The sequence below is a fragment of the Lentzea aerocolonigenes genome, from assembly GCF_000974445.1.
Classification (GTDB): domain Bacteria; phylum Actinomycetota; class Actinomycetes; order Mycobacteriales; family Pseudonocardiaceae; genus Lentzea; species Lentzea aerocolonigenes.
The window spans coordinates 144,389-165,957 of record NZ_BBOJ01000010.1 but is presented as its reverse complement, the minus strand read 5'-3'; the positions used below and the strand labels follow the sequence as shown (position 1 = coordinate 165,957).

Here is a 21,569-nt window from a genome sequence, read left to right as displayed (position 1 = left end):
GCTACGCTCCATCTTCCGGAACGCCCGGTATCTGAGGTGATGAAGGCGCTCGGCCTGATGTTCTGGCGGATTGTGCGGAGGCCCAAGGGGTGAACGACAGTGGCCGATCCGCCGCCGTTCGATATCGTGACACAGTTGGTTGGCGGGGGCGGCGGATGACTAAGTTGTCGAGTACTAGCACGTCTAGATCGCTGTGCAGCATGGTGTTCACGGCGTCGTCGGAGGTTAGCACTATTGGCTTGCCAGCAACGTTAAAGGAAGTATTGATTAGAACAGGAACGTCAGCGTATGTCTCGAAGGCCTCCAGGAGCTGATGGAATCGGTTGTGCTGATGGCGAACGATTTGCGGGCGGGCTGAGCCGTCTACGTGGATGGCAGCTGGGATACGAGCGCGCACAGCGGCACGGACAGGCCAGGCAGCGAGCATGAAGTCGGCGAGGCCGGAGGGGTCACCATCGAAAAAGCGGCCAAAGTCCTGTTCCGGCAGCGCTGGCGCTAGCGGCCGCCAATGCTCGCGTTTTTTGAGGCCGTTTACCCTGGCCGTGGCCTCTCGTTTACGCGGGTCGCAAAGTATGCTTCGTGCTCCGAGAGCTCGTTGCCCAATCTCTGCCCGACCTTGCCACCAGCCAACGACTGAACCATCGGCGAGGTGTCGTGCAACCGCCTCGACAAGGGATGTTTCATCGTGCTGTTCAATCTCGAATGAATCGAGCTGTTGCAGCGCTTGCGCGTCTAAGCTAGGCATGGTTGGCGCCCAAAACGCGTGCGTCAACCTCGATGCGGTCACGGGGGCTCCGCGTGTCTCACGGTCCACCACTAGTGCGGCCCCCAGGCTCACTCCCGCGTCGTTGGGAACCGGCGGCACCCACACCTCCTGGAACAATCCTGAACGCTGTAGTCGCCCGTTAGCCGCACAATTGAGCGCCACCCCTCCAGCCATCACTAGTCTGTTTTCACCAGTCAGGCGGCGTGCCAGGCTGGCGAGCGAGAGGATGGACTCTTCGAGTGCCTGCTGCATCGACGCTGCGAGGTCCGCGTACGCCATCACGTCGCAAGGGTTACCGGCACTAAAGGGAGGATTCGACATTCGAAGATGAGCACGAGTCCGGCTACGGGAGAGCATGAACTGTTGCTTGGCTGGAGCGCTCGATGGCGATCCACCGACGATGAGGTATCCATCTGGGGTCGCAATGAGCGGCACGTGTTGATTGGCGCGGCCATAGGCAGCCAGGCCCATGAGCTTTCCTGCACCCCAGTGCGTGAAGCCTACCCAGTCGGCAACCCAGCCGTATAGATGGCCGAGAGAGGCCTCGATGCCCCAGGTATTTACTATCTCTATGCCGCTAGGACTGCCCAGGGCGATGCTTGTCGAAACGGTCTCTCCACGTCCGTCGGCGACGACGATCGCAGCGTTTGGGAAACCACTAGTGTAAAAGGCGCTTGCTGCATGTGCTAAATGGTGTTCGACGAATCTTAATGTCAGGCTCGCCTGCCCGTCCCACAGCGAGCCGAGCATCCAATGCAGGAACGCGGTGCGGTCGTATCGCGTTCCCTCCACCTCGCAGAGCCTTGGTACGTCCCACCCAACCGCGATCGTAGTCACGTCAGCGAGTTCGATGGCGGCGTGCCGAAGGCACGCCGCGATAGCTTTTGACGGCGACTCTCCAAGTGCGTATCGGTTCCTGCTCAGTCGCTCCTGCTCGACCATGGCGAGCAGGAGGCCATCGCGCAAAATGACCGCCGAGCCATCGTGCGGACCGGAGTTTACCCCTAGCACGTACTGGGCTGGCGAGTTGTGGATCTTCATTGTAGTTCCACCGGGTTATTTGGTTCGCGCAATGATGTACTCAGTGCGCACAGATCACGGAAGAGTTCATGATCGGTGCAGTGTCCTTCGGGTAATATGTGTAGGGCTGAGACGAAGTGGTTCCAGAAGCACTTCATCGCGACCAGCGCGGTAAGTTCCAAAAACTCTTCTTCTTCGACGTGGTGTCGGAGTTCGCTGATTACGGAGTTTGGGACAGAGGATGGCTGCTGGACGATCCATTTTGTGTAGTTCAATGCGGCGACGACTTTGGTGTCGAATACTGAGGATGGCGTGTGCAGCGCTCGCAACTGGTTGGCCGTGACGTTTTCTTTCAATGCTGCTGCAGCCGCGTCATCAATGCAATACGCGCAGCCGTTCAGTATCGAAGTGAACAGGCAGAGGATCGCCTGTGTAGAGGGATCTACCCTCCTTAGAGAGACGTACAGGTGCTCGGCCCGAATTACGGCCTGCCATGTCGACACCGACGGCGCAATTGCGTTGGTTAGATTCCTTACTCGTCCCCAACGTGCGGCTTCGACAACGAAGGCTCGATGCATGCCAGATGGTAAATCGCTGCTATCTGCGTAGACTGGAACTGGAGCGTCCGGCTGGGGGACTTCACTGATCGGCCTCATCGCAGCACCAGTGCGACGGTCTCGCGCTCTGCTTCTAAGAGCCGCTCAAGCAAGCGGACTACCCGCTCCCGCCGGCGCCCAGAGAGGTTGGACTGATGGGTTCCCAGCATATGGGCCAAATACCAATCATCAGTCAAGCTCTCCAATCTGTTGGCAATCTGTGAAACTTGCGTAACGCCACACGCGGCGAGATGGCGAAAGAGGACGGTCGCCTGATAGCGCTCTCCGGCCGGGCGGCAGACATCTATTTGTCCGTCATCGTGTCTCGCCCATTGGATGTAGCTCTCTAGTGCTGTTATAGATTGTGCATGATTTTGCTGGAGATGACGACGCACGGCGATGAGGATTGCATCCGGTGAAGGTGTCGAGTTCGGCGCACGTACTAGGGAATAAAGCTTCATTGGCTCGACGCGTCCTGCGCACGGCGTGGACCGCATCGTGTCAAATATCTCAGCCGTGACAGTCACGACCGAGTGGTCAAGCTGAGCGTCTATGAACCGGACCAGCGTATCGGTTCGCTCCAGTATGAGGATGGCGTGAACCACATGTTGACGGGCGCCTGCGTATCTAGGCAAATGATACTGGTCGACTTCGGCGACGAAAGCGCAGCCGGCTGAGGTGAGGTCGAGCTCGCGAGCTCGCGCACAAGTCGAATCGGCGAAAGTTTCGATTGTCACTACGGCGCCGGAGATATCGGCGAATACTTCATTCCATGTCATCGCGCCGAATAAGACACCGGGACCTCTGAACTGGCAGCCCCATGCCAATCCGAGGGTTTTGGCATAGCCGCGGTGACCCGATATCGCCAAGGCATGGGCCAGCAGGCTCCAGTGGCAAGTGGCGATCGGTTCTTTCGTCCGATCCACTTGGTCGCCCTTAGGAGTTGCTGACGGTTGCATCAAAGATCACCTGGTTCGCATCGATTTATCGACCATTCTTGCGCAGAAGATCTTTAGTCAAGCGCCGGAGTTGCCCTAAGGTGGTAATCTGAGGTGGAGCTACGAGATAGTCAAGAGGCCACATGGAGTCAAATTCGTCCTCTAGGTTCATCATTAGCTTAACCATCTGAAACGAACTGATTCCGACGTCAGTTAGCTGTAGGTTGTCTGGTGGAATTATGTCAGAATTTAAGGATTCCTTCAGTATCTGATCGAACGCCTGATCGAAGGCGTCGCGTCCCGCTTCTGATGCGGCGCTCATTGGCGTCATCCGCTCATCTCGTCGAACAATGACGGAAGAAGATCGAATGCGATCGTATGGCGGTCCGTGCCAGCTGCTACATGATTGTTGTGTATATCGATCGCGTATACGGGCGATGCTTGGGGCAGGCTTAGAAAACGTTGAGTCTGCACGTCCCACACTCGGACGGTCAGATCGTCGCTTGCGGACGCGATGATTGGCCGATCTTGAAACATGCCTGTGGCAATTCCCCAAGTGCCGTCGGTGTGACCGCGAAGAGTGGTCGTTAGAGTTCCTGAGAAATAGTCCCATACTCGAATGGTTCGGTCCGCGCTTGTCGCGGCTACCACAGGTTTTTCGCGTAACCGACCGAAACAAACGAACCGGGAGCCTCGAGTGTGGCCGTGCAACCGTCGTATGAGATCACCAGTCTCGGCGTCCCATATCCAGATGGTGCGATCTGTGCTGGCCGCCGCGATAACCGGGCGATCGCCGATCGTGTCGTATGCGACGCCCCAGATCCTCTCTCTGGAGCCCTCCAAAACGTGCAGGATCTGACCGCTAGTTGCGTCAAGTACGCGCACTGTTCGATCGCGACTGCCTGATATCAAGACCGGCCGCCCGTGCAGCCATCCCGCCGCCACCCCCCAGACGCTACGAGCATGACCCGAGAACGCGGCGACTTGTGTGCCTTCGTCTGCGTCCCATAGGCGGACCATCGCGTCGTGTCCGCCGGAGACCACCATCGTGCGCTCGTCCATCGTGAAGGCCGCAACTGCGAGCGTTCCGCCATTGTGGCCCTGCCACTGCTCCAGCAATTCGCCGGTGACGCCGTCTCGGACATGCAACCAGCCGTCCTGGGCACCCGAGATGATCACTCTGCGCTGATGGATCTCGGCGAAGGCGACGGACCGCACCGGGCCGGCGTGAACTGCTGACTGGTTGTTCTGTTCGGTGTGCTCTTGCCCCCAAAGCCAGATGCTAGTGGCGCCACTGTCGATCGGTGGCGCAGCAGGAGGCACGCTCTGGCCGTCAACTGGGTTCCATACGCGAATCGAGCGATCGGCACTTGCCGAGATAAGTCTTAGCTCGCCGTCGATCGATTGGAACTCAAGACCGCGGATACCGCCGAGATGACCGTGCAGCACAAGTCGACATGCGCCGGTTACACAATCCCAGAGCCGGATCGTCATGTCTGTGCTGCCTGACGCTAGTGTCGGAACACCTGCAACGACTGCGAAGGCCAGACTTGTCACGCCGGCCTCGTGCTCGGTGAGCCGGTATAGGACCGTGCCAGTGATTCCATCCCACAACCACACAGACTCGTCGGCATTGCCGGATGCGATCACGGGGCGCTCGCCGATTGATCCGACGGCGACTGCGATGATGCTGCCGGTCGGCCCGGTCAAGCTGAGCAGATTCTCCTGATCAGCGGTGCGCCAGACATTGACTACTCGGTCGAGGCCACCCGACACCACTACAGGCTGGCCCGCGATGTAGCCGGCGGTCAGAGTTGACACTGCGTCCCGGTGCGCCTGCCACTCGTCGAGTGGCGTGCCTGTGCGTGCGGTCATGCTCCGTAGCGCGCCGTCTTCTCCGCCGGCAAACACAAGGAGGCTGTCACGCCTCTCAGTCGTCACACACGTGACTGGAGAGGTGGTAGCGATGCGGGCGACCTGCGTTCCAGTCTCGGGATCCCACAGTCGAACCGTGCCATCCGCGCTGGCCGAGATGAGTCGCAACCCGCTGGGCTCCGTCACGAGCGACAGTGAGCGGATGCTCTCATGGTGAGCCTTCCAGTCCAGCAGCTGTTCGCCCGTGCTGGTGCTCCATGTTTGGATGTGGTGATCCTCCGTGGAGGTCGCCATTATCTTGCTGGCAGCGACCTCGCTGGTGGCCAGCGCCGAGAGGTCCTGCGAGCCGATCTGCGGTCGTCCGAGTAGGGCGCTCCTTCGGCCCTCGATGAACAACAATCGCCACGGCAGGTACGCGGCATAGGCATCCATGTCCAGCCGCTGTCCAGCTTCTTCACCTGCATATTCGAGGTCGAGATTGACCACTCGTTGTACGAAGGTGCTTCCCACGCGCGACGCTCCGAGCCGCATGTAGGCGCGCGCGATCCCACCGATCACCTGATCGCTGTGTGCTGCGAGCGGCGGCAACTCCGGTAGGAGTCGCTCAGGGGCCGCCGCGCCCAGGAAACCCACTTCCTTGATCAGCTCGCCAAGGAGGTCACCGTTCGAGGCGTGTGTCGGCAGATGCTGGCGGATGTAGGCGTTCACACCGAGCCATCCAAGGCTTGCCTGACGGACGTGGGCGACAAGCAGCTCGGCGATGCGGCGTTGAGTGCCAGCGTGCGAGTCCACGAAAGCAAACTAACCTCTGAGGTGCACAGACATCACGTGTTCGTCGGCATGTTCGCCCGCTAGGCGGAACCCCGGCTGTATCATGTTGCCCGTGAAGTCATGCAGCCGACCCCGGTCACATCTCGGCCATGGCTGACGACTTCGATGTCCTTCGGCGTCACTTCGTGGCGGTTGCTACCGCCACCTACGAAGACCCGGCATGGGAAGATCTTCCGGGAGTACACGACGAAGTAGCTGTTCTGCGGGACTGGCTATGCGCCGAGCACCTCCTTGAACGGCGGTTCGAGGTACGTTGGCCCGAACTGGCGAGCGAACCAAGCGAGGATGACGTCCGCGGTCGACTCAAGCACCTGGCACGCGACCGCTTGTGGACTGATGCAGACGCGGCCGTGCTCTACATAACCGGACACGGTGTCGAAGCCGATTCCACTCACTACCTGGTCTTGCGCGGCACTGAGCGGGCCATGCTGGCGACGACTGCGCTACGCACGTCCGATCTCATCGCCTGGCTGGCGGACACACCAATCCAACATTTGTTGGTCATCATCGATGCCTGTTACGCCGGCCAGGTCGCCCACGACGCACTACGGCTAAGCCGCCAGGTCCGCCGCAACTGGCTGATCCTGCCGAGCGTGACCCGCAACGAGAAGGCAGTAACTGGGGCTCTAACCTCGGCGATCGCGAGATTCCTCGAAGCCCTGCGTGAGCCAGAGGGGCGCCGCTACGGCGAGGGGCCTTACCTCGACGTAGCGTCATTTGTTCAGGATGTGCAGCACTATCTGGGGCCTGGCCAGTCGCTGTTGCCGCTGTACGGGGGCCAGTTGGCTGGCCCGCATGTCTGCCTGCCGAATCCGCACCATCAACGCAGCGCGGCCCTCGATGTGAGTGCTGCGCGACACGAGCTAGCGCTTCCGCGCCAGGAGTTGGAAACACACTGGTCCCCCCGGTCTCGTGGAGTGGCCAGTGGAGACGAGGCAGGCTGGCTCTTCTCCGGCCGACGCGCCCTGATGCGCAAGTTGATTACTGCCGCGACCGGCAAGCCACAGGTCACTATGGTCTCCGGTGGTGCTGGCAGCGGCAAGTCGGCGGTACTGGCTCGCTTGGCCACACTCAGTGACCGGCAGTTCGCCGCTGAATACGCTGAAGAGATCGCCGCAGTTCCCAATGACCTGCGTCCCCCGCTAGACGCCGTTGACGTTGCGGTCCTGGCCACCGGGAAGGTCCATACCCAGGTACTGAAACAGGTCTGTGATGCCCTGCGGGTCCCCGCACCCGACGGTGGTTCTTCGATCCCCACTGTGGATCAGCGACTCGCCTCGTTTCACGCTTGGCTGAGCATCCAGACCGCCCCCGTCACGATCATCATCGACGCACTTGACGAGGCAGCGGACCCTGTTGTGCTTGTACGTGAGGTGCTTGCTTTCCTAGAGCCTGAACCTTCAACACCGAAGGTCCGGCTACTCATCGGTGTCCGGTCGCTCCCGACGCTTGACCGCATCTCTCGGCACGTCGGCTCTTCGATTTCCGACATGCCGCTCGCGGACCTGACAGAGTTCCTCCTCAACGCTGAGCGCATTTCAGCCGACGAGGCACCGTGGTGGGATCAGCGCGATGTTGTCGCCTACGCCCGAAGCATCCTGCGATACACAGAAGGCTCTCCGTACGCCGCTGCGGACGCCACCGCCGTCGCCGATGTCGGCGACGCAGTCGGCGCCAGAGCCGGCCGCTCATTCTTGGTGGCCCGCATCGCCGCTTCGTCGCTTGCCAGTCGTCGGATGGTGACCGCAGCGGACGACCCGTCCTGGCTCAATGCGCTCGAAGACGGTCTGCTCGGGGTGTTCCGCGACGATCTGCACAGCAGCATCACCGACCCTGCTGGCCGCCGCCGCGCGATCATTCTGATGCGGGCCGTCGCGTTCGCGTTCGGAGCAGGCTTGCCGTGGCGCGGACTATGGCCGCTACTTGCGGGCGCAGTCGACGAGGACGGTGGCCACTACGGAGACTCGGACATCGTTGAACTGCTGAACTCGAGGCTTGGCGCCTACCTAGTCACCGATCGAGACAACAGCACCACGGTCTACCGCTTGTTCCATGACTCACTGCGCAGCACGCTGCGGGACCGTTGGAGGGAACTCTTGCGGCCGTCCGGTCTATCTCCTGCTCAAACCATCCAAACTGAAATGCAAGTCAGTGCACCTGCAGATCCTGGAGCGCCATGTTAGTGCCGTCTGAAGTGCTAGGCGGCTCAGGGAAGGAGTGGATCTTCGAGTCTGTAACCAACGGCGGAAAACGAACTTGATCGGCTGTCAAGTGCGCCGAACCGCGTCCAACGTTCCTATTTATGCAGGTCAGCGGCCTGTGAACCCGTATCTGGGGGTCAAGGGGTCGCAGGTTCAAATCCTGTCGTCCCGACGGCCAAGAGGGCCCTCGCAGGTCAGATACTGCGAGGGCCCTCTTTTTGTGATCTTGCCGAGTTCTGCCGGGTCGAGCACGCCGCTCATTGACCCCTTTACTCCGCCCGTTGTGCTGCTTTGATCACCAATCGCGCGGGTTCGCCTCACAGAACGAAGCGTCGTTCGTTCTGATTGGAGAACCTGAGACTCCTTTACCCGACGCCTGGCAGGAGTTAAGGGGCTTACCCGGCCCGCCGCAACAGGTTCGCCGTAGAGCTCGGCACAGGGGAGACCTGTCGTCCGCCGCCCTGCTGTCCGACTCGTGGAGAGGGCGGGTTGTAGCCGGTGGTTGGCGGTGGCCCCTTTCGGCGTGGTTCTCGACCACGTCCGTCCGGGCGACTCTTCGATCGAGTGGGCTGGGCTACTGTGTGGCACCGTTCTACGCTTCTCACATGACTCGCCTTGATCGACTCGTGCGAGGCCTGGGGGCCATGGCGTTGCTTGGAGTGTTGGCGGCTTGTGGCGGTGATGAGTCACCGAGCCGGGAGAAGATCATCGCCAAGATCAAATCGGATCCCTCGACGCACGATACGCCGGACAAGGCGGTCGGGTGTCTCGCTGACTGGTACCTGAAGTACGCCACGCCGGAGCAGATCGGGGAGTTCGTCGACGGCGCCGCCGGCGATCGCCCTCTGGAGCAGATCGCCCCGGATGATCAGGCGAAGACGGCCATGCTGGACTGTCTGAAGAGTGCCACGGACAACGGCTGAGTTCCCTCGCTGCTCGTCGGAGGATCGACTGTTTGGCTCTGTTGACCACTGGTTGCCCATCGCTAACGTGCTGTGCTGTACGGATTGCGCGGTGTCACCGATAGCCGGGGGGCTAGGCACGCGCTCGCCATGATCTGGGGGGATCAGTGCCGGTGCCACGTCGTTCTGCTGCGCTCGCAAGATCATTCGTACTCGCCTTGGTGGTCGCACTGGTGGCCGTTGGGCTGCCTTCGTCGTCGCCTTCTTCTGGAGGCGGAGGTGACGGGGCGAGGGCGTCCGGGCCGCCGACGCGTGTGCGGGAGCTGGCCGAGCGGCGCACGGCGTCGATGCGTGTGTACGAGCTGTCCAACGGGCAGTTCGAGGCGGAGCTTTCCGCTCAGCCGCAACACTTCCGGGACGCGAAGGACAACTGGCGGCCGATCGACACGACGGTGCGCGAGCGCCCCCTCGACGGCTACCTGTTCGGCAACGAGACCAACGCGTTCGCCAGTGCGTTCGGCGACAAGACCGATCGGCTGGCGCGATTTTCCTTCGCGGACACGAAGGTCGGGGTGGGCATCGACGGTGGGTCCAGGCCGATCGAGCCGAAGGTCGAGCGCGACTCGGTCACCTACCCCGGTGCTTGGGACGGCGCGGACCTGAGTTACCAGGTCACCCGTGGTTCACTCAAGGAGAAGATCACCCTCGCGGCACCGCCGAAGAACGCGACCTTCAGGTTCAGCCTCGACCTGGACGGTGTGGTCGCGCAGGCGCAACCGGATGGTTCGATCGGGTTCTTCCGTGCGAACGCGGATGGTCCGCCGCTGTATGTGATGCCCCGGCCATTCATGTTCGACTCCAGCGAGAAGTCATACAGCGACAAGGTTTCCCAGACCGTCGAGCAGCAAGGCTCGAAGATCACCGTGACCGTGCGGGCGGATCAGGAGTGGCTCGCCGCGGCGGAGCGCAAGTACCCGGTGGTGGTCGATCCGACGATCTCGATCGAGCCGACCTCGAACTCCGGCCAGGACGCACAGATCTGGTCGGACACCCCCACTCGCAACGATGGTGCCGACTACCGGCTCTCCGTCGGCACCGACAACACCGGCATCGCGCGCAGCTTGGTGAAGTTCGACATGTCCGTTGTGCCGGCCGGAACGAGCATAGCGTCGGCCAAACTGCGGATGTACTACGACAACGAGCTGCACGTCGGAACCAACGACGTCACCACGGAGGCGCGCCGCGTTACCGCCGCGTGGGCCGAGAACACCGTGACCTGGAACAACTCCAACACGGCGTTCGCGGAGGCCGGGCTCTCCACCGCGGTCAAGCGCAAGGACGTCACGCAGGTCTGGAACGAGTGGGATGTCCGAAACATCGCCCAGTCCTGGGTTTCCGGCTCCGCGCAGAACCACGGCTTCATGGTCAAGGCGACCGACGAGACGCTCAACCGCGGCGGCGCGGTCTACCACGGCGCGGAGTACGCCTACAACGGTGACACCGGGACGTTCCCGAAACTCGTTCTGACCTATGGTCAACCCGGCGCCGTGTTGCAGCCGATCACCAAGACCTACGCGAACGGCGCCGAGCTGGTGTGGACCCCGTACTCGGGGAACGACCTGGCCGAGTACCAGGTGCACCGCTCGATCTCGCAGGTGTTCAGCCCGTCTGCGTCCACTTTGGTCACTTCGGTCGGCGCGCAAGCGACGAGGTTCGTCGACACCACCGCGACACCGACGCCGGACGGCGCCAGTGACCTCGACTGGAACCTCTACTACTACATGATCGTCGCGAGGACGCGCGACGGTCAGCTCGTACCGAGCGCCACGCAGCAGACCCGCACGCCCAAAGCGGGTCAGGTTCGGCAGATCTTTCGCGGTGGTGCCGACACGACCATCGCGGCTCTTCAGCCGGACACGAACCTCGACGTTCTCGCCGGCTCGCCGTGGCTTCAGGTCGGCAACAACGGCACCACGTACGGGAAAACTCGCACGTTGGTGAAGTTCGACGGGCTCACCGCCATCCCGCCGGGAACCACGATCACCGACGCCGACGTGTCCCTGTGGGCGTTCTACTCCAACGGTTCGGGAGCGACCTTCGACGGACATCCGCTCACCAAGCCGTTCGTGGAGAACCAAGCCACCTGGAACAGGGCGTCCGCCGCGACGGCGTGGACCACGCCGGGCGGTGACGTCGCCGCCAGGGCGGACTTCGTCTCCGGGGTGACGGACAAGCCCGCCTGGCACATCTGGGAAAACGCTGCCATGGTTCAGGGCTGGGTCGACTCCCCGTCCTCCAACAACGGTTTCCAGGTCAAGCTCCGCGACGAAGCCGGTGCGCAGCAGCGCGTGCTGTTCCTCTCCGACGAGGCAGTGGAACCGTCGCTGCGTCCCACTCTCGCTGTGTCGTACAACGGTTCACCGCCCGCACCGCCCGCTGCGCCGGCCGTGTCCTCAGTGGACTATCCCGCCGATGGGCAGCCGCACGGCGGTGCGGGCAGGCAGGGCACGTTCGTGCTCAAGCCGGGCAATGGCGTCGCGATCAGCAAGTTCGTCTACCAGCTCGACTCCGAGGCACAGCCGACCGAAGTTCCCGCCACCGGCCAGATCTCGGTGAACCTGACGCCCGCCGCGTCCGGAACCAGGACGCTGACGGTCCGTGCGCTGACCGCGAATGGTGTTTCCTCTTCAGCGACGACGTACAGCTTCGTCGTCGCCGAGGCGCCGCGGCACAAGAAGGTCAAGACTGACTTCAACGGCGACGGCAAGGACGACGTCGTCACCTTCACCCGTGGCGACGGCGCTGCCGTGTTCGTCTCGTTGTCCGACGGCACCAAGTTCGTCCAGGACGGCTGGAAGTGGCACGACCACTTCGCGGCGCAGAACGAGATTCCGCTGACCGGTGACTTCGACGGTGACGGCAAGGCCGATGTCGCCAGGTTCACCCGCGGCACGGACGCCCGCGTCTGGGTCGCGTTGTCCGACGGCACGAAGTTCGGGCCTGAGACGAAGTGGCAGGACCACTTCGCGGCGGACGCCGAGATTCCGCTCGTCGGCGACTTCAACGGCGACGGCAGGGACGACATCGCCGCCTTCACCCGCGGGACCGAGGGCACAGTCCGGGTCGCGTTCTCGGACGGCACCAAGTTCGCCTCGACCCCTGTCACCTGGCTCACCTCCTTCGCGCGCGGCACAGAGATGCCTGCCGTCGGAGATGTGAACGGTGATGACAAGGACGACGTCGTCGCGTTCACCGGTGGTGACGCCGCTGACGTCTTCGTGGCGTTGTCCGACGGCACGAAGTTCGGGCCGGTTGCCAAGTGGCACGACGACTTCGCACCGGATGCCGCCAAGGGAGCCGTCGGCGACGTCGACGGTGATGGCAAGGACGACATCCTGTCCTTCACGAACGGACAGGTGACGGCCGCGAGCTCGAGCGGCACCGCGTTCGGCACGTCCCGCCAGTGGCACGCGAACTTCGCGCCGGGCGACGATTTGCCCGGTGTCGGCGACTTCACCGGTGACGGCAAGTTCGACGTGGTCTCCTTCACCCGCGGCGACGCGGCGGACGCCTTCGTCGCGACGTCCGACGGCGCCCACTTCGGAGCGAGCACGAAGTGGCACGACCACTTCGCCGCCGACGTGGAGGTGCCCCGGCCGAGCCTGTTCGCCGCCGGACTGGGCACCCCGGCCCCGGTTCCGCCCGCGAGACCACTGGTGTCCTCAGTGGACTACCCGGCCGACGGTCAGCCGCACGGTGGACCCGGCAGGACCGGCGCGTTCGTGCTGAAGCCCGGCAACGCCGTGCCGATCGTGAAGTTCGTCTACCAGCTCGACACCGACGCGCAGCCGACCGAGAGGCCAGCCACCGGCGAGATCACGGTCAACCTGACGCCCGGTGCGGGCACGCGGACACTGACGGTTCGCTCGTTCACCGCCGGTGGGCTCGCCTCCGACGCTGCCACGTACACCTTCGTGGTGGCCCAACCGGTTCAGCCACCGGTAGCGCCTCTGGTCTCGTCGATCGACTACCCGGCCGACGGCCAGCCGCACGGTGCGCCAGGCCGGGAAGGCGTCTTCACCCTCAAGCCCGGCAATGCGGCGCCGGTGACCGGCTACCGCTGGCAGCTGGACGACGGCGGCTCCACCGACGTCGCCGGCAGCGGTGAGGTGCAGATCAAGGCCACGCCCGCCACACCGGGTCAGCACACGCTGACCGTGCGGGCGCTCGGTGCGGAGAACACCATCTCGCCCGCGACCACGCACACCTTCGTCGTGGCCGACCCGCCGGGCGGACCCGGTGCGCCCCAAGTGGTGTCGCTGGACTATCCCAGTGGGGGAGCGCCGCACGGTGCGCCGGGCAGGGAAGGGACGTTCACCTTCCGGCCGACCGGTTCCACCGCGATCGCCGGCTACCGCTGGCAGCTGAACGGCGGTCAGGCCTCAGACGTGGCGGGTACCGGCAAGGTAGGTGTCAAGATCACCCCCGCCACCGCGGGATCGCAGACGCTGACTGTGCGGACGTTCACCAGCTCGGGCGCGGTGTCCGCACCGACAAACTACGTGTTCGAGGTGGCACAGCTTCCGGCGCCGGGCGCGCCGGTGGTGTCCTCCGTGGACTATCCCGCTGACGGCCAACCGCACGGTGACGCAGGTCGCGAGGGAACCTTCACCTTCCGTCCGAACGGAACGACCGCCGTCTCCGGTTACCGCTGGAAGCTCGACGACGGCGTGACGACCGACGTGCCGGGCAGCGGCGACGTCTCGGTGAAGATCACCCCGTCGACCGGCGGCACGCACAACCTCGTTGTATGGGCGCTTGGGAGCTCGGGCAATGCTTCCGCACCGACGACGTACACCTTCGTCGTCGCCGGTGCGGCGCCGACGCCGTCCACGCCGCTGGTGTCCTCCACCGACTACCCGGCGGACGGCCAGCTGCACGGCAGCCTCGGCCAGCAGGGCGCGTTCACGGTACGGGCGCAGGGTTCCGTGGCCGCGGACGTGTTCCGCTACCAGTTGGACACCGACGCCGCGCCGACGGAAGTGCCTGCCGGCACCGGGACCGCGACGATCAACCTCACCCCGGTCCGCTCCGGCCAGCGCACGCTGAACGTGTGGGCGAAGGTCAGTTCGAGCGGCGTGCTGTCCACGCCGGCGAAGTACGTCTTCGCGGTCGGTGCGCCTGCCGGTCCACGTGACTACTTCTACGACGCCGCTGGTCAGTTGGCCGGTGTCACCAACAACTCCGGCGAGGCGGCCGCCTACCGGTACGACGCGGCCGGGAACCTCGAGGCGACTGATCGCTACCGCACCGACGTCGCGTCGATCTTCGCGCTGGTTCCGCAGCGCGGCCCGATCGGCGGCACCGTCGAGATCAGCGGAACAGGTTTCGCCACCCAGCCCGCCGACAACAGGGTGACCTTCGACGGCGTCGCCGCGCAGGTCACCGCGGCCTCGGCGAACCGGCTCACCGTCGTTGTCCCGGACGGCACCGGCGCGGGTGCGGTGAAGGTCGTCGCGGGTGGCAAGACCGCGGACAGCCGCAACCCGTTCGTGGTCACCAGGGGCGTTCCCGCGCCGGCGATCACGAACGTCTCGACCGGCCGCGCCAACTCCGGCGACACCGTCACCATCACCGGCACCGGGTTCGACCCGGACCCGGCTCGCAACGTGGTGTTGTTCCACCAGACCACGGCGCGGGTGAAGCAGGCGAGCGCGACGAGTCTTGTCGTCGAGGTGCCCGCTGCGGCCTCCTCCGGGAAGATCTCGGTGCGCACGCCGGGTGGCACGGCCACCGGCGTGGCCGACTTCCTGATCGCGCCGCGCGGGTTCGTCATCGACAAGCTGGTCTTCGGTGGCCGGATCGAGCTCGGCAGGCCGCTCGAACTCGACATCCCCGCGGGCAAGTACGCGGTTGTGCTGATCGACGGCAAGGTCGGCGAGCGGGTGCACCTCGACCTGGAGAACAACACCGTTCCGGTCCGCTCGGCGATGTGGATGTTCACCCCGCACGGCGGGGATTTCGCCCGCCGCACGATGGGTGACCCGCTCGACCTCTGGGCGGGCAGCACGCTGCGCCAGGACATCCCGATGTTCGGCGCCAACGGCACCTACACGATCGTCGTCGCACCTGACGACGGCGCGGCCGGCAAGGTGCGGATCACCGGTTCGCACGACCTGACCGGCGACAAGCTGACCAGGGACGGCACCGGTGTGCCGTTCACCGTCTCCGTCGCCGAGCAGCGCTCGGAGATGGCGTTCACCGCCACCGAAGGCGAATGGCTGAGCGTCGGCGTGACCGACATCAGCATGCCGAACAACATCTTCAACGTCACCGTCACGCATCCCGACGGCTTCACGAACACCTGGAAAGCCGACCTCGACAACTACCGGCCGACGATGGTGTTCAAGGCGCGCAGGACAGGCACCTTCAAGCTCGGCGTGACCTTCGGCCCGAACGAGCTCGGCGCCGGCAAGATCTGGCTGTCGGGGGTCATCGACGCGAACCGGCTCGTGGTCGACGGGCCGAGCACGCTGATGAAGATCAACCGACCGGGCCAGTCGGTGCGCATGCCGTTCACCGGTGTGAAGGACCAGCCGCTGCGGTTCGCGATCACCGACAACACGTTGCGAGAGAACGGGAGGTCTGGCCAGGCCGCCGGGATCCTGGTCGAACCGGACGACAACCAGGTCGAGATCCGCACCGGAACCGCGGACCTCAAGAACGTGCCGATCCGCAAGAACGGTGAGCACAACCTGTTCATGAGCGGATGGCAGGCGGTCGGCACGGCGAAGGGCTGGTTGTCGACCAAGGCCGAAGCGGGCAAGGCACCGGTCAACGCGCAGACCCGGATCACCTTCGACCGGCCGGGCAGGGAGGTCTGGGTCGACATCGACGGGGTCAAGGACAGGCCGCTCAAGATCCTCCTCCGGGACAAGAGCCTGCCGGGCAAGCTCGACGCGCGGCTCTACCAGCCGACCGGCAACAAGCTGATCGGCATCGACGTCGCCAACAAGATCGATGTCGCGGCGCTGCCCGAGACGGGCAAGTACCGGCTGCAGCTCGACCCGACATACGCCACCACAGGTGGGCTCACGCTCGCGCTGTCGGAACCGCTCGACCTGGGCGTGGTTCCGGTCGACGGGCCGTTGCTGAGGCCTTCGGTCGCAATCCCGGGGCAGACGGTCGTCGCGAGGTTCCAGGGGCAGACCGGGCAGCGGCTGAGCATTGGCTACAGCTCGCCGAACATCCCGTTCGTCAAACCTGAGGTGCGCAAGCCGGACGGCAACGTGCTCGACGGGTTCAGCGCGTTGAGCCTGCCGTTCGGGTGGGATCTGACGGCTTTGCCGGTGGCAGGTGAGTACAGGATCCAGTTCGAACCGCAGGACGACAGCGGCGGTCCGGCCATCGGTGACCTCGAGATCGCGTTGTCCGGAGAGGTCGACGGGGGCAAGGCCGACATCGGCGGCGCGGCCAGGACCTTGACCTACAACCGGATCGCGCAGAACGGCAAGGTGACGTTCGACGGCACGGCCAACGACGTGCTGCAGCTCGACATCACCCGCGCCTTCCCCCACAACTCGGGCGCCTACTACAGCCTGATCGCACCGGACGGTGCGATCTCGCCCAGGCACTCCTTCATGTCCAGGGACCAGTTCAAGCTCACCGCGCTGCGGCTGACCGGTACCTACACGCTGGTCTTCGATCCCGCCACGTTCGGGAACGGCTCGATGACTGTCAAGGTCAGCAAGCCGGTAGCCGCTGCCGCACAGGAGACAGAGGGAGAGCGGCTCGATCCGCCGAAGCCGCCTGCGAGTCCGAAGTGCGTCACCGCCGATCCCGACCCGGAGCCCGTCAAGGGCTCGCCCGCTCCGGAGGGCTCCGATCAGCCCGCGGAACCGCAGCTCCCCGCCGCGCAGCCGCACGAGTCGACGTGCGGACCGGCTGGTGGTGGATCCGCCGGTGGCTGGCAGCCGGACAGCGCCAACCTCAACGGCACCGACTGGAACACCCGCTACGACCCTCAGCCAATCAGGGAGCGGCCGCTGCAGTTCGCCGTCGGGTTCACCGGTGTGGTTGGCAAGATCCAGTCCACGGAGGGCCAGGAACTGGCGGGCGTCACCGTCAGCGTGGCGGGCCACCAGCCGGTCGTCACCGACGCCAAGGGCAAGTTCGCGCTGACGGGTCTGCCTGATGGCCACGTCGTGCTGCGGGTCGACGGTGGTACCGCGAACACTCCGGGTCGCAAGTTCGGATCGTTCGACATCGGCGTGGACGTCAAGGGTGGTCAGGTGCTCGTCCTGCCGTACACGGTGTTCCTGCCTGAGCTCGACCCGGCGGCGACCGTGCACGTGCCGAGCCCGACCAAGGGCGAGACCGTGCTCACCACCAAAGCCATCCCCGGCCTCGAGGTGCGGCTGCCCGCCGGCACCGTCGTCCGTGATGGGGACGGCAACGTGGCAACGGAGCTGAGCCTCACCCCGATCCCGATCGACCGGCCGCCGTTCCCGTTGCCGCCGACCAAGGTTCCGGTGTACTTCACGGTGCAGCCGGGTGGTGGCTACCTCTTCCCCGAGGGCGCCACGATCATCTACCCGAACTACACCAAGGAAGCGCCCGGCACCCGAACCCAGTTCTGGAACTACGATCCAGACGGCAAGGGCTGGCACATCTACGGCTACGGCACGGTTTCGCCGGACGGCAAGCAGATCGTGCCGGACGCCAGCGTCAGGTTCTACCGGCTGACCGGAGCGATGACCGCGGTTCCCGGCATGAACCCGCCGAGCGTCGCACCACGGCCGAACGGCGCCAGGGTCGGCGACCCGGTCGACCCGTCGACCGGCTTGTTGATCGACGAGACCGTCGACATGGTCGTCGACGACATCGCGCCGATCGAGATCAAGCGCACCTATCAGCAGGGCGACTCCGACATCCGCGCCTTCGGCGTCGGAACCAGCTTCAACTACGGGCTCTTCCCGTGGTCGCCCGGCGTCATAGGCCAGTTCACCTTCCAGGAGTTCGACCTCGTCCAGGGAGACGGCAGCAAGATCCACTACAGGCGCACCTCACCTGGCAAGGACTATGCGGGCGCTGTGTTCAAAGCCGACCCGACGCCGACGAAGTTCGACGGCTCCGTGGTCCGCTGGATCGACAGCGGCTGGGACGTGTTCCTGCGGGACGGGTCTGTGATGACGATCGGCGAAGAGGCGCCGCTGCAACAGATCCGGGACAAGTACGGCAACACGACCACGCTCACCCGAGCCACCGCGCCGCCGGGCACCGACGGCAAGGTCCGCGCCAACGGCCCGGTCACACAGATCACCTCGCCCAACGGCCGCTGGGTGAAGTTCACCTACGACTCCGCGAACCCGCCGCGGGTGAAGTCCATTGAGGACAACATCGGCAGACGCGTCTCGTACACCTACGACCCGACAGGCCACCTGGAGACGGTGACCGACGTCCGCGGCGGAACCACCCGCTACACGTGGGAGAACGGTCTGCTCAAGACCATCACCGACGCGAGGGGAATCCGCTTCCTGCTCAACGACTACGACGCGAAGGGCAGGGTCAAGCAGCAGACCGCGGCCGATGGCGGACTCACCAAGTTCGAGTACGTCGAGTCCGGCGACGCGATCGTCGAGACGAAGGTCACCGACGCCAGGGAGCACGTGCGCCGGTTCACCTTCAACGACCGCGGCTCGGTCCTGACCGACACCAAGGCGTTCGGCACCCCGCTCGGGCAGACGACCACCAACGAGTACGAAGCGGACGGCGTGCGGCTCAAGGCGAGTGTCGATCCGTTGCAGCGCAAGACGACCTACGTCTACGACGCCAACGGTCAGGTCAAGGAGAAGACCGTGCTGGCCGGTACCGCGGAGGCGCGGACCGAGAAGTGGGAGCGCAACGGTCCGCACGCGGAGCTGACCAAGTACACCGACACCTACAACAAGGACACGATCTACGAGCTGGATTCGCGCGGTGCGGTGAAGTCGACGACCGATCCGGTGAACCGCAAGACGATCAACGAGGTCAACGAGAAGGGTCTCGTCACCAAGGTCACGAATCCCGGCAACAAGTTCACCACCGTCGACTACGCCGGCTACGACCCGGTCCGCAACGTCGACGAGCTCGGCAGGGTCAGCACGTCCGGGTTCGACGCGCTCGGACGGCCGGTGCTGGCCACTGACCCGCGTGGCGCGACCACCGAGACCTCCTTCACCGCGACCGGCGAGGTCGCCGCGGTTGTGGACCCACTGGGCCGTACGACGGCGTACGAGTACGACCCCAACGGCAACCGCAGGAAGGTCACCGACGGCCGCGGTGGCGAGACGATCTTCGACTTCGACCGGATGGACCGGGTCGAGAAGATGATCGATCCGCTCGGAAAGATCGACCAGGCCGAGTACGACCCGAACGGAAACCTGAAGAAGCGCACCAGCCGTGGCGGAATCGTCACCGAACACGACTACGACGAACTGGACCGGCGCAAGGAAAGCAGGTTCGGTTCGGAGAGCACCACGACGTTCGGCTACGACCTCGGCAACCGGTTGAAGCGGACGGAAGACTCCGCGGCAGGTGTCGCGACGACCGAGTACGACGGCCTCGACCGAATCAAGTCGGAGACCACCGCGCACGGCAGCGTGTCGTACGAGTACGGCCGGACCGTGCGGGACCGGACGATGACCGTGCCCGGTCGTGCGCCGGTGCGACACGTCTACGACGCGATCGGCGCGCTCTCCGAGGTGCAGCAGGGCGGCGTCGTGGTGACCAGTGTCAGCCGGGACGTGGTCGGCCGCCCGGAGCGCGTCGGGGCACCGGGAACGGGCTTGTCCCAGACGTACGTCTACGACGACGCCGGCCGGACCAAGTCGATCACCTATCGTTCGGGTGCCTCGGTGCTGGGCGATCTGGCTTACGACTACGACGAAGCGGGCCGACCGACGACGACACGCGGCAGCTACTCCCGCGCGATGCTGCCCGAGCAGTTCGGTGTCGCAACGTACGACGCGACCAACCGGATCCGCACGATCGGTGCCACGCCGGTCAGACACGACCCGGACGGAAACCTGATCGACGACGGGATCGCCACCTACACCTGGAACGCTCGCGGGCAGCTAGCCGCCGAGTCCGCACCGGGAACGACGGCCAGCTTCGCCTACGCCGCGGACGGGCGCAGGCAGGCACGCACGATCAACGGCGTCACCACCAATTACCTGTACGACGGCGTGAATCCCGTGCAGGAGAAGGTGAACGGCGCCGTGACCGCAACGATGACCTCAGCGGGCACGGACGGGTTCCAGCTGCGAGAGTTGGACGGCCACATCCGTCGGTATCTCACCGATCGGATGGGCAGCACGGTCGCGTTGGTGGACAACGCGGGTCTGGGTGCGTCCTACGCCTACGAGCCGTTCGGCCGGACTTATGTCGCGGGTGACGACAAGGGCAACCCCTACCGGTTCGCCGGCCGCGAGGACGACGGCACCGGCCTGTACTACAACCGGGCCAGGTACTACAGCCCCGGCTTGCAGCGGTTCCTGAGCGAAGACCCTATCGGTTTCGACGGCGGGATCAACCTCTACGGCTACACCGGTAACAAGCCGACCACGCTGACCGACCCGATGGGGACCAAGCCGAGCAACAGCTCGGCCGGTGAATGCACGCAACCCGTCTGCAGCGCTGAGCACGGCGTTTATGCGTTCGTCGACAAGTGGACAGGCAAGTACTACGTCGGCCAGGCCGCCAACTTCAACGACCGGCTCGGCAAGCACTATCGCAATGGCCGTCGGGACAAGGACGGGGAGGTCATCTGCATTCACGTCTGCGGTACCCAGCAGGACCGCGAACGGGTCGAAGCTGACCTGATCGAGTACCTTGGCGGCATCGAGAACCTCGCCAACGACATCAACTCTCCGGGAAAGAAGCGAGGACGATGAACGACGTCGAATTCTGGGAGCTCATCGGCCTGGTGCCCCAGAACCCGCCGGCACAGGACGAGGCCGCGTTCGGTCCTCTGGAGGAAGCACTCAGCCGGGCGGGTGAGGACGAGATCAAGGCGTTCGAGGACGTGCTCGCCAGACATCTCCACACCCTCGACCGGTCCGAGCTCGCGGCCCTGCCGTCCGGTACGACCGGGAAGCCACCCTCGTCCGACTCCTTCCTCTACTACCGGGCAGCAGTCGTGCTGGCAGGGGAAGAGGCCTATCGGGCGGTGCTCGCGGATCCGGAGCAGTTCCGCCGGTTCACCGAACCCGGTGGACCTGAGGCTGAGTTCCTGCTCTACGTGGCGCAGCACGCGTACGAGAGCTCGACCGGTCAGGAATGGGAGCACGTCAGTCCGCTGGACTACGAGACGGGATCGAATCCCGACGGCTGGAGCTGAACCAGTACCAGGCAATGAACTTCACCGCGGACTGATGTCCGTCATAGCTGGGGGCCTGAGT

General features: G+C 64.5%; 8 protein-coding genes. 4 read left to right on the top strand and 4 right to left on the bottom strand.

The features are described from left to right. Position 1: 1 nt before the first annotated feature. The 4 genes from AOM45_RS49660 to AOM45_RS20445 form a co-directional block, all read right to left on the bottom strand. Entirely contained in the window at positions 2-1,807 is a 1,806-nt protein-coding gene (locus AOM45_RS49660; protein ID WP_081902281.1) for a carbamoyltransferase family protein, read from the bottom strand. Continuing rightward, on the bottom strand, positions 1,804-2,442 hold the full coding sequence (locus AOM45_RS49655; RefSeq protein WP_081902282.1) for a carboxymuconolactone decarboxylase family protein: 639 nt from the start codon (positions 2,440-2,442) through the stop codon (positions 1,804-1,806). The genes AOM45_RS49660 and AOM45_RS49655 overlap by 4 nt, the downstream gene beginning before the upstream one ends. Continuing rightward, positions 2,439-3,308 carry a hypothetical protein gene (locus tag AOM45_RS50985; RefSeq protein ID WP_156093979.1) on the bottom strand — a complete coding sequence of 290 codons (870 nt, stop codon included), beginning with the start codon at positions 3,306-3,308 and terminating at the stop codon, positions 2,439-2,441. The genes AOM45_RS49655 and AOM45_RS50985 overlap by 4 nt, the downstream gene beginning before the upstream one ends. 339 nt (positions 3,309-3,647) lie before the next feature. Continuing rightward, positions 3,648-5,987 carry a WD40 repeat domain-containing protein gene (locus AOM45_RS20445; RefSeq protein ID WP_030469167.1) on the bottom strand — a complete coding sequence of 780 codons (2,340 nt, stop codon included), beginning with the start codon at positions 5,985-5,987 and terminating at the stop codon, positions 3,648-3,650. 128 nt (positions 5,988-6,115) lie between these two features. On the opposite strand from AOM45_RS20445, the gene AOM45_RS20440 reads away from it, so the two are divergent. The 4 genes from AOM45_RS20440 to AOM45_RS20425 all read left to right on the top strand — a co-directional run bounded on the left by AOM45_RS20440 (position 6,116) and on the right by AOM45_RS20425 (position 21,508). Further along, positions 6,116-8,209 (top strand): caspase family protein, encoded by a 2,094-nt coding sequence (locus tag AOM45_RS20440; RefSeq protein WP_156093980.1) that lies wholly within the window; start codon positions 6,116-6,118, stop codon positions 8,207-8,209. Positions 8,210-8,832: 623 nt separating this feature from the next. Beyond that, positions 8,833-9,150, top strand: coding sequence for a hypothetical protein (locus AOM45_RS20435; RefSeq protein WP_156093981.1), 318 nt, complete (start codon positions 8,833-8,835; stop codon positions 9,148-9,150). Positions 9,151-9,350: 200 nt separating this feature from the next. Next, entirely contained in the window at positions 9,351-21,062 is an 11,712-nt protein-coding gene (locus tag AOM45_RS20430) for a DNRLRE domain-containing protein (RefSeq protein WP_156093982.1), read from the top strand. Then, positions 21,059-21,508: a DUF4240 domain-containing protein gene (locus tag AOM45_RS20425; RefSeq protein WP_030469171.1), complete on the top strand. Its 450-nt coding sequence runs from the start codon at positions 21,059-21,061 to the stop codon at positions 21,506-21,508. Before AOM45_RS20430 ends, AOM45_RS20425 begins: the two co-directional genes overlap by 4 nt. Positions 21,509-21,569: the final 61 nt, after the last annotated feature.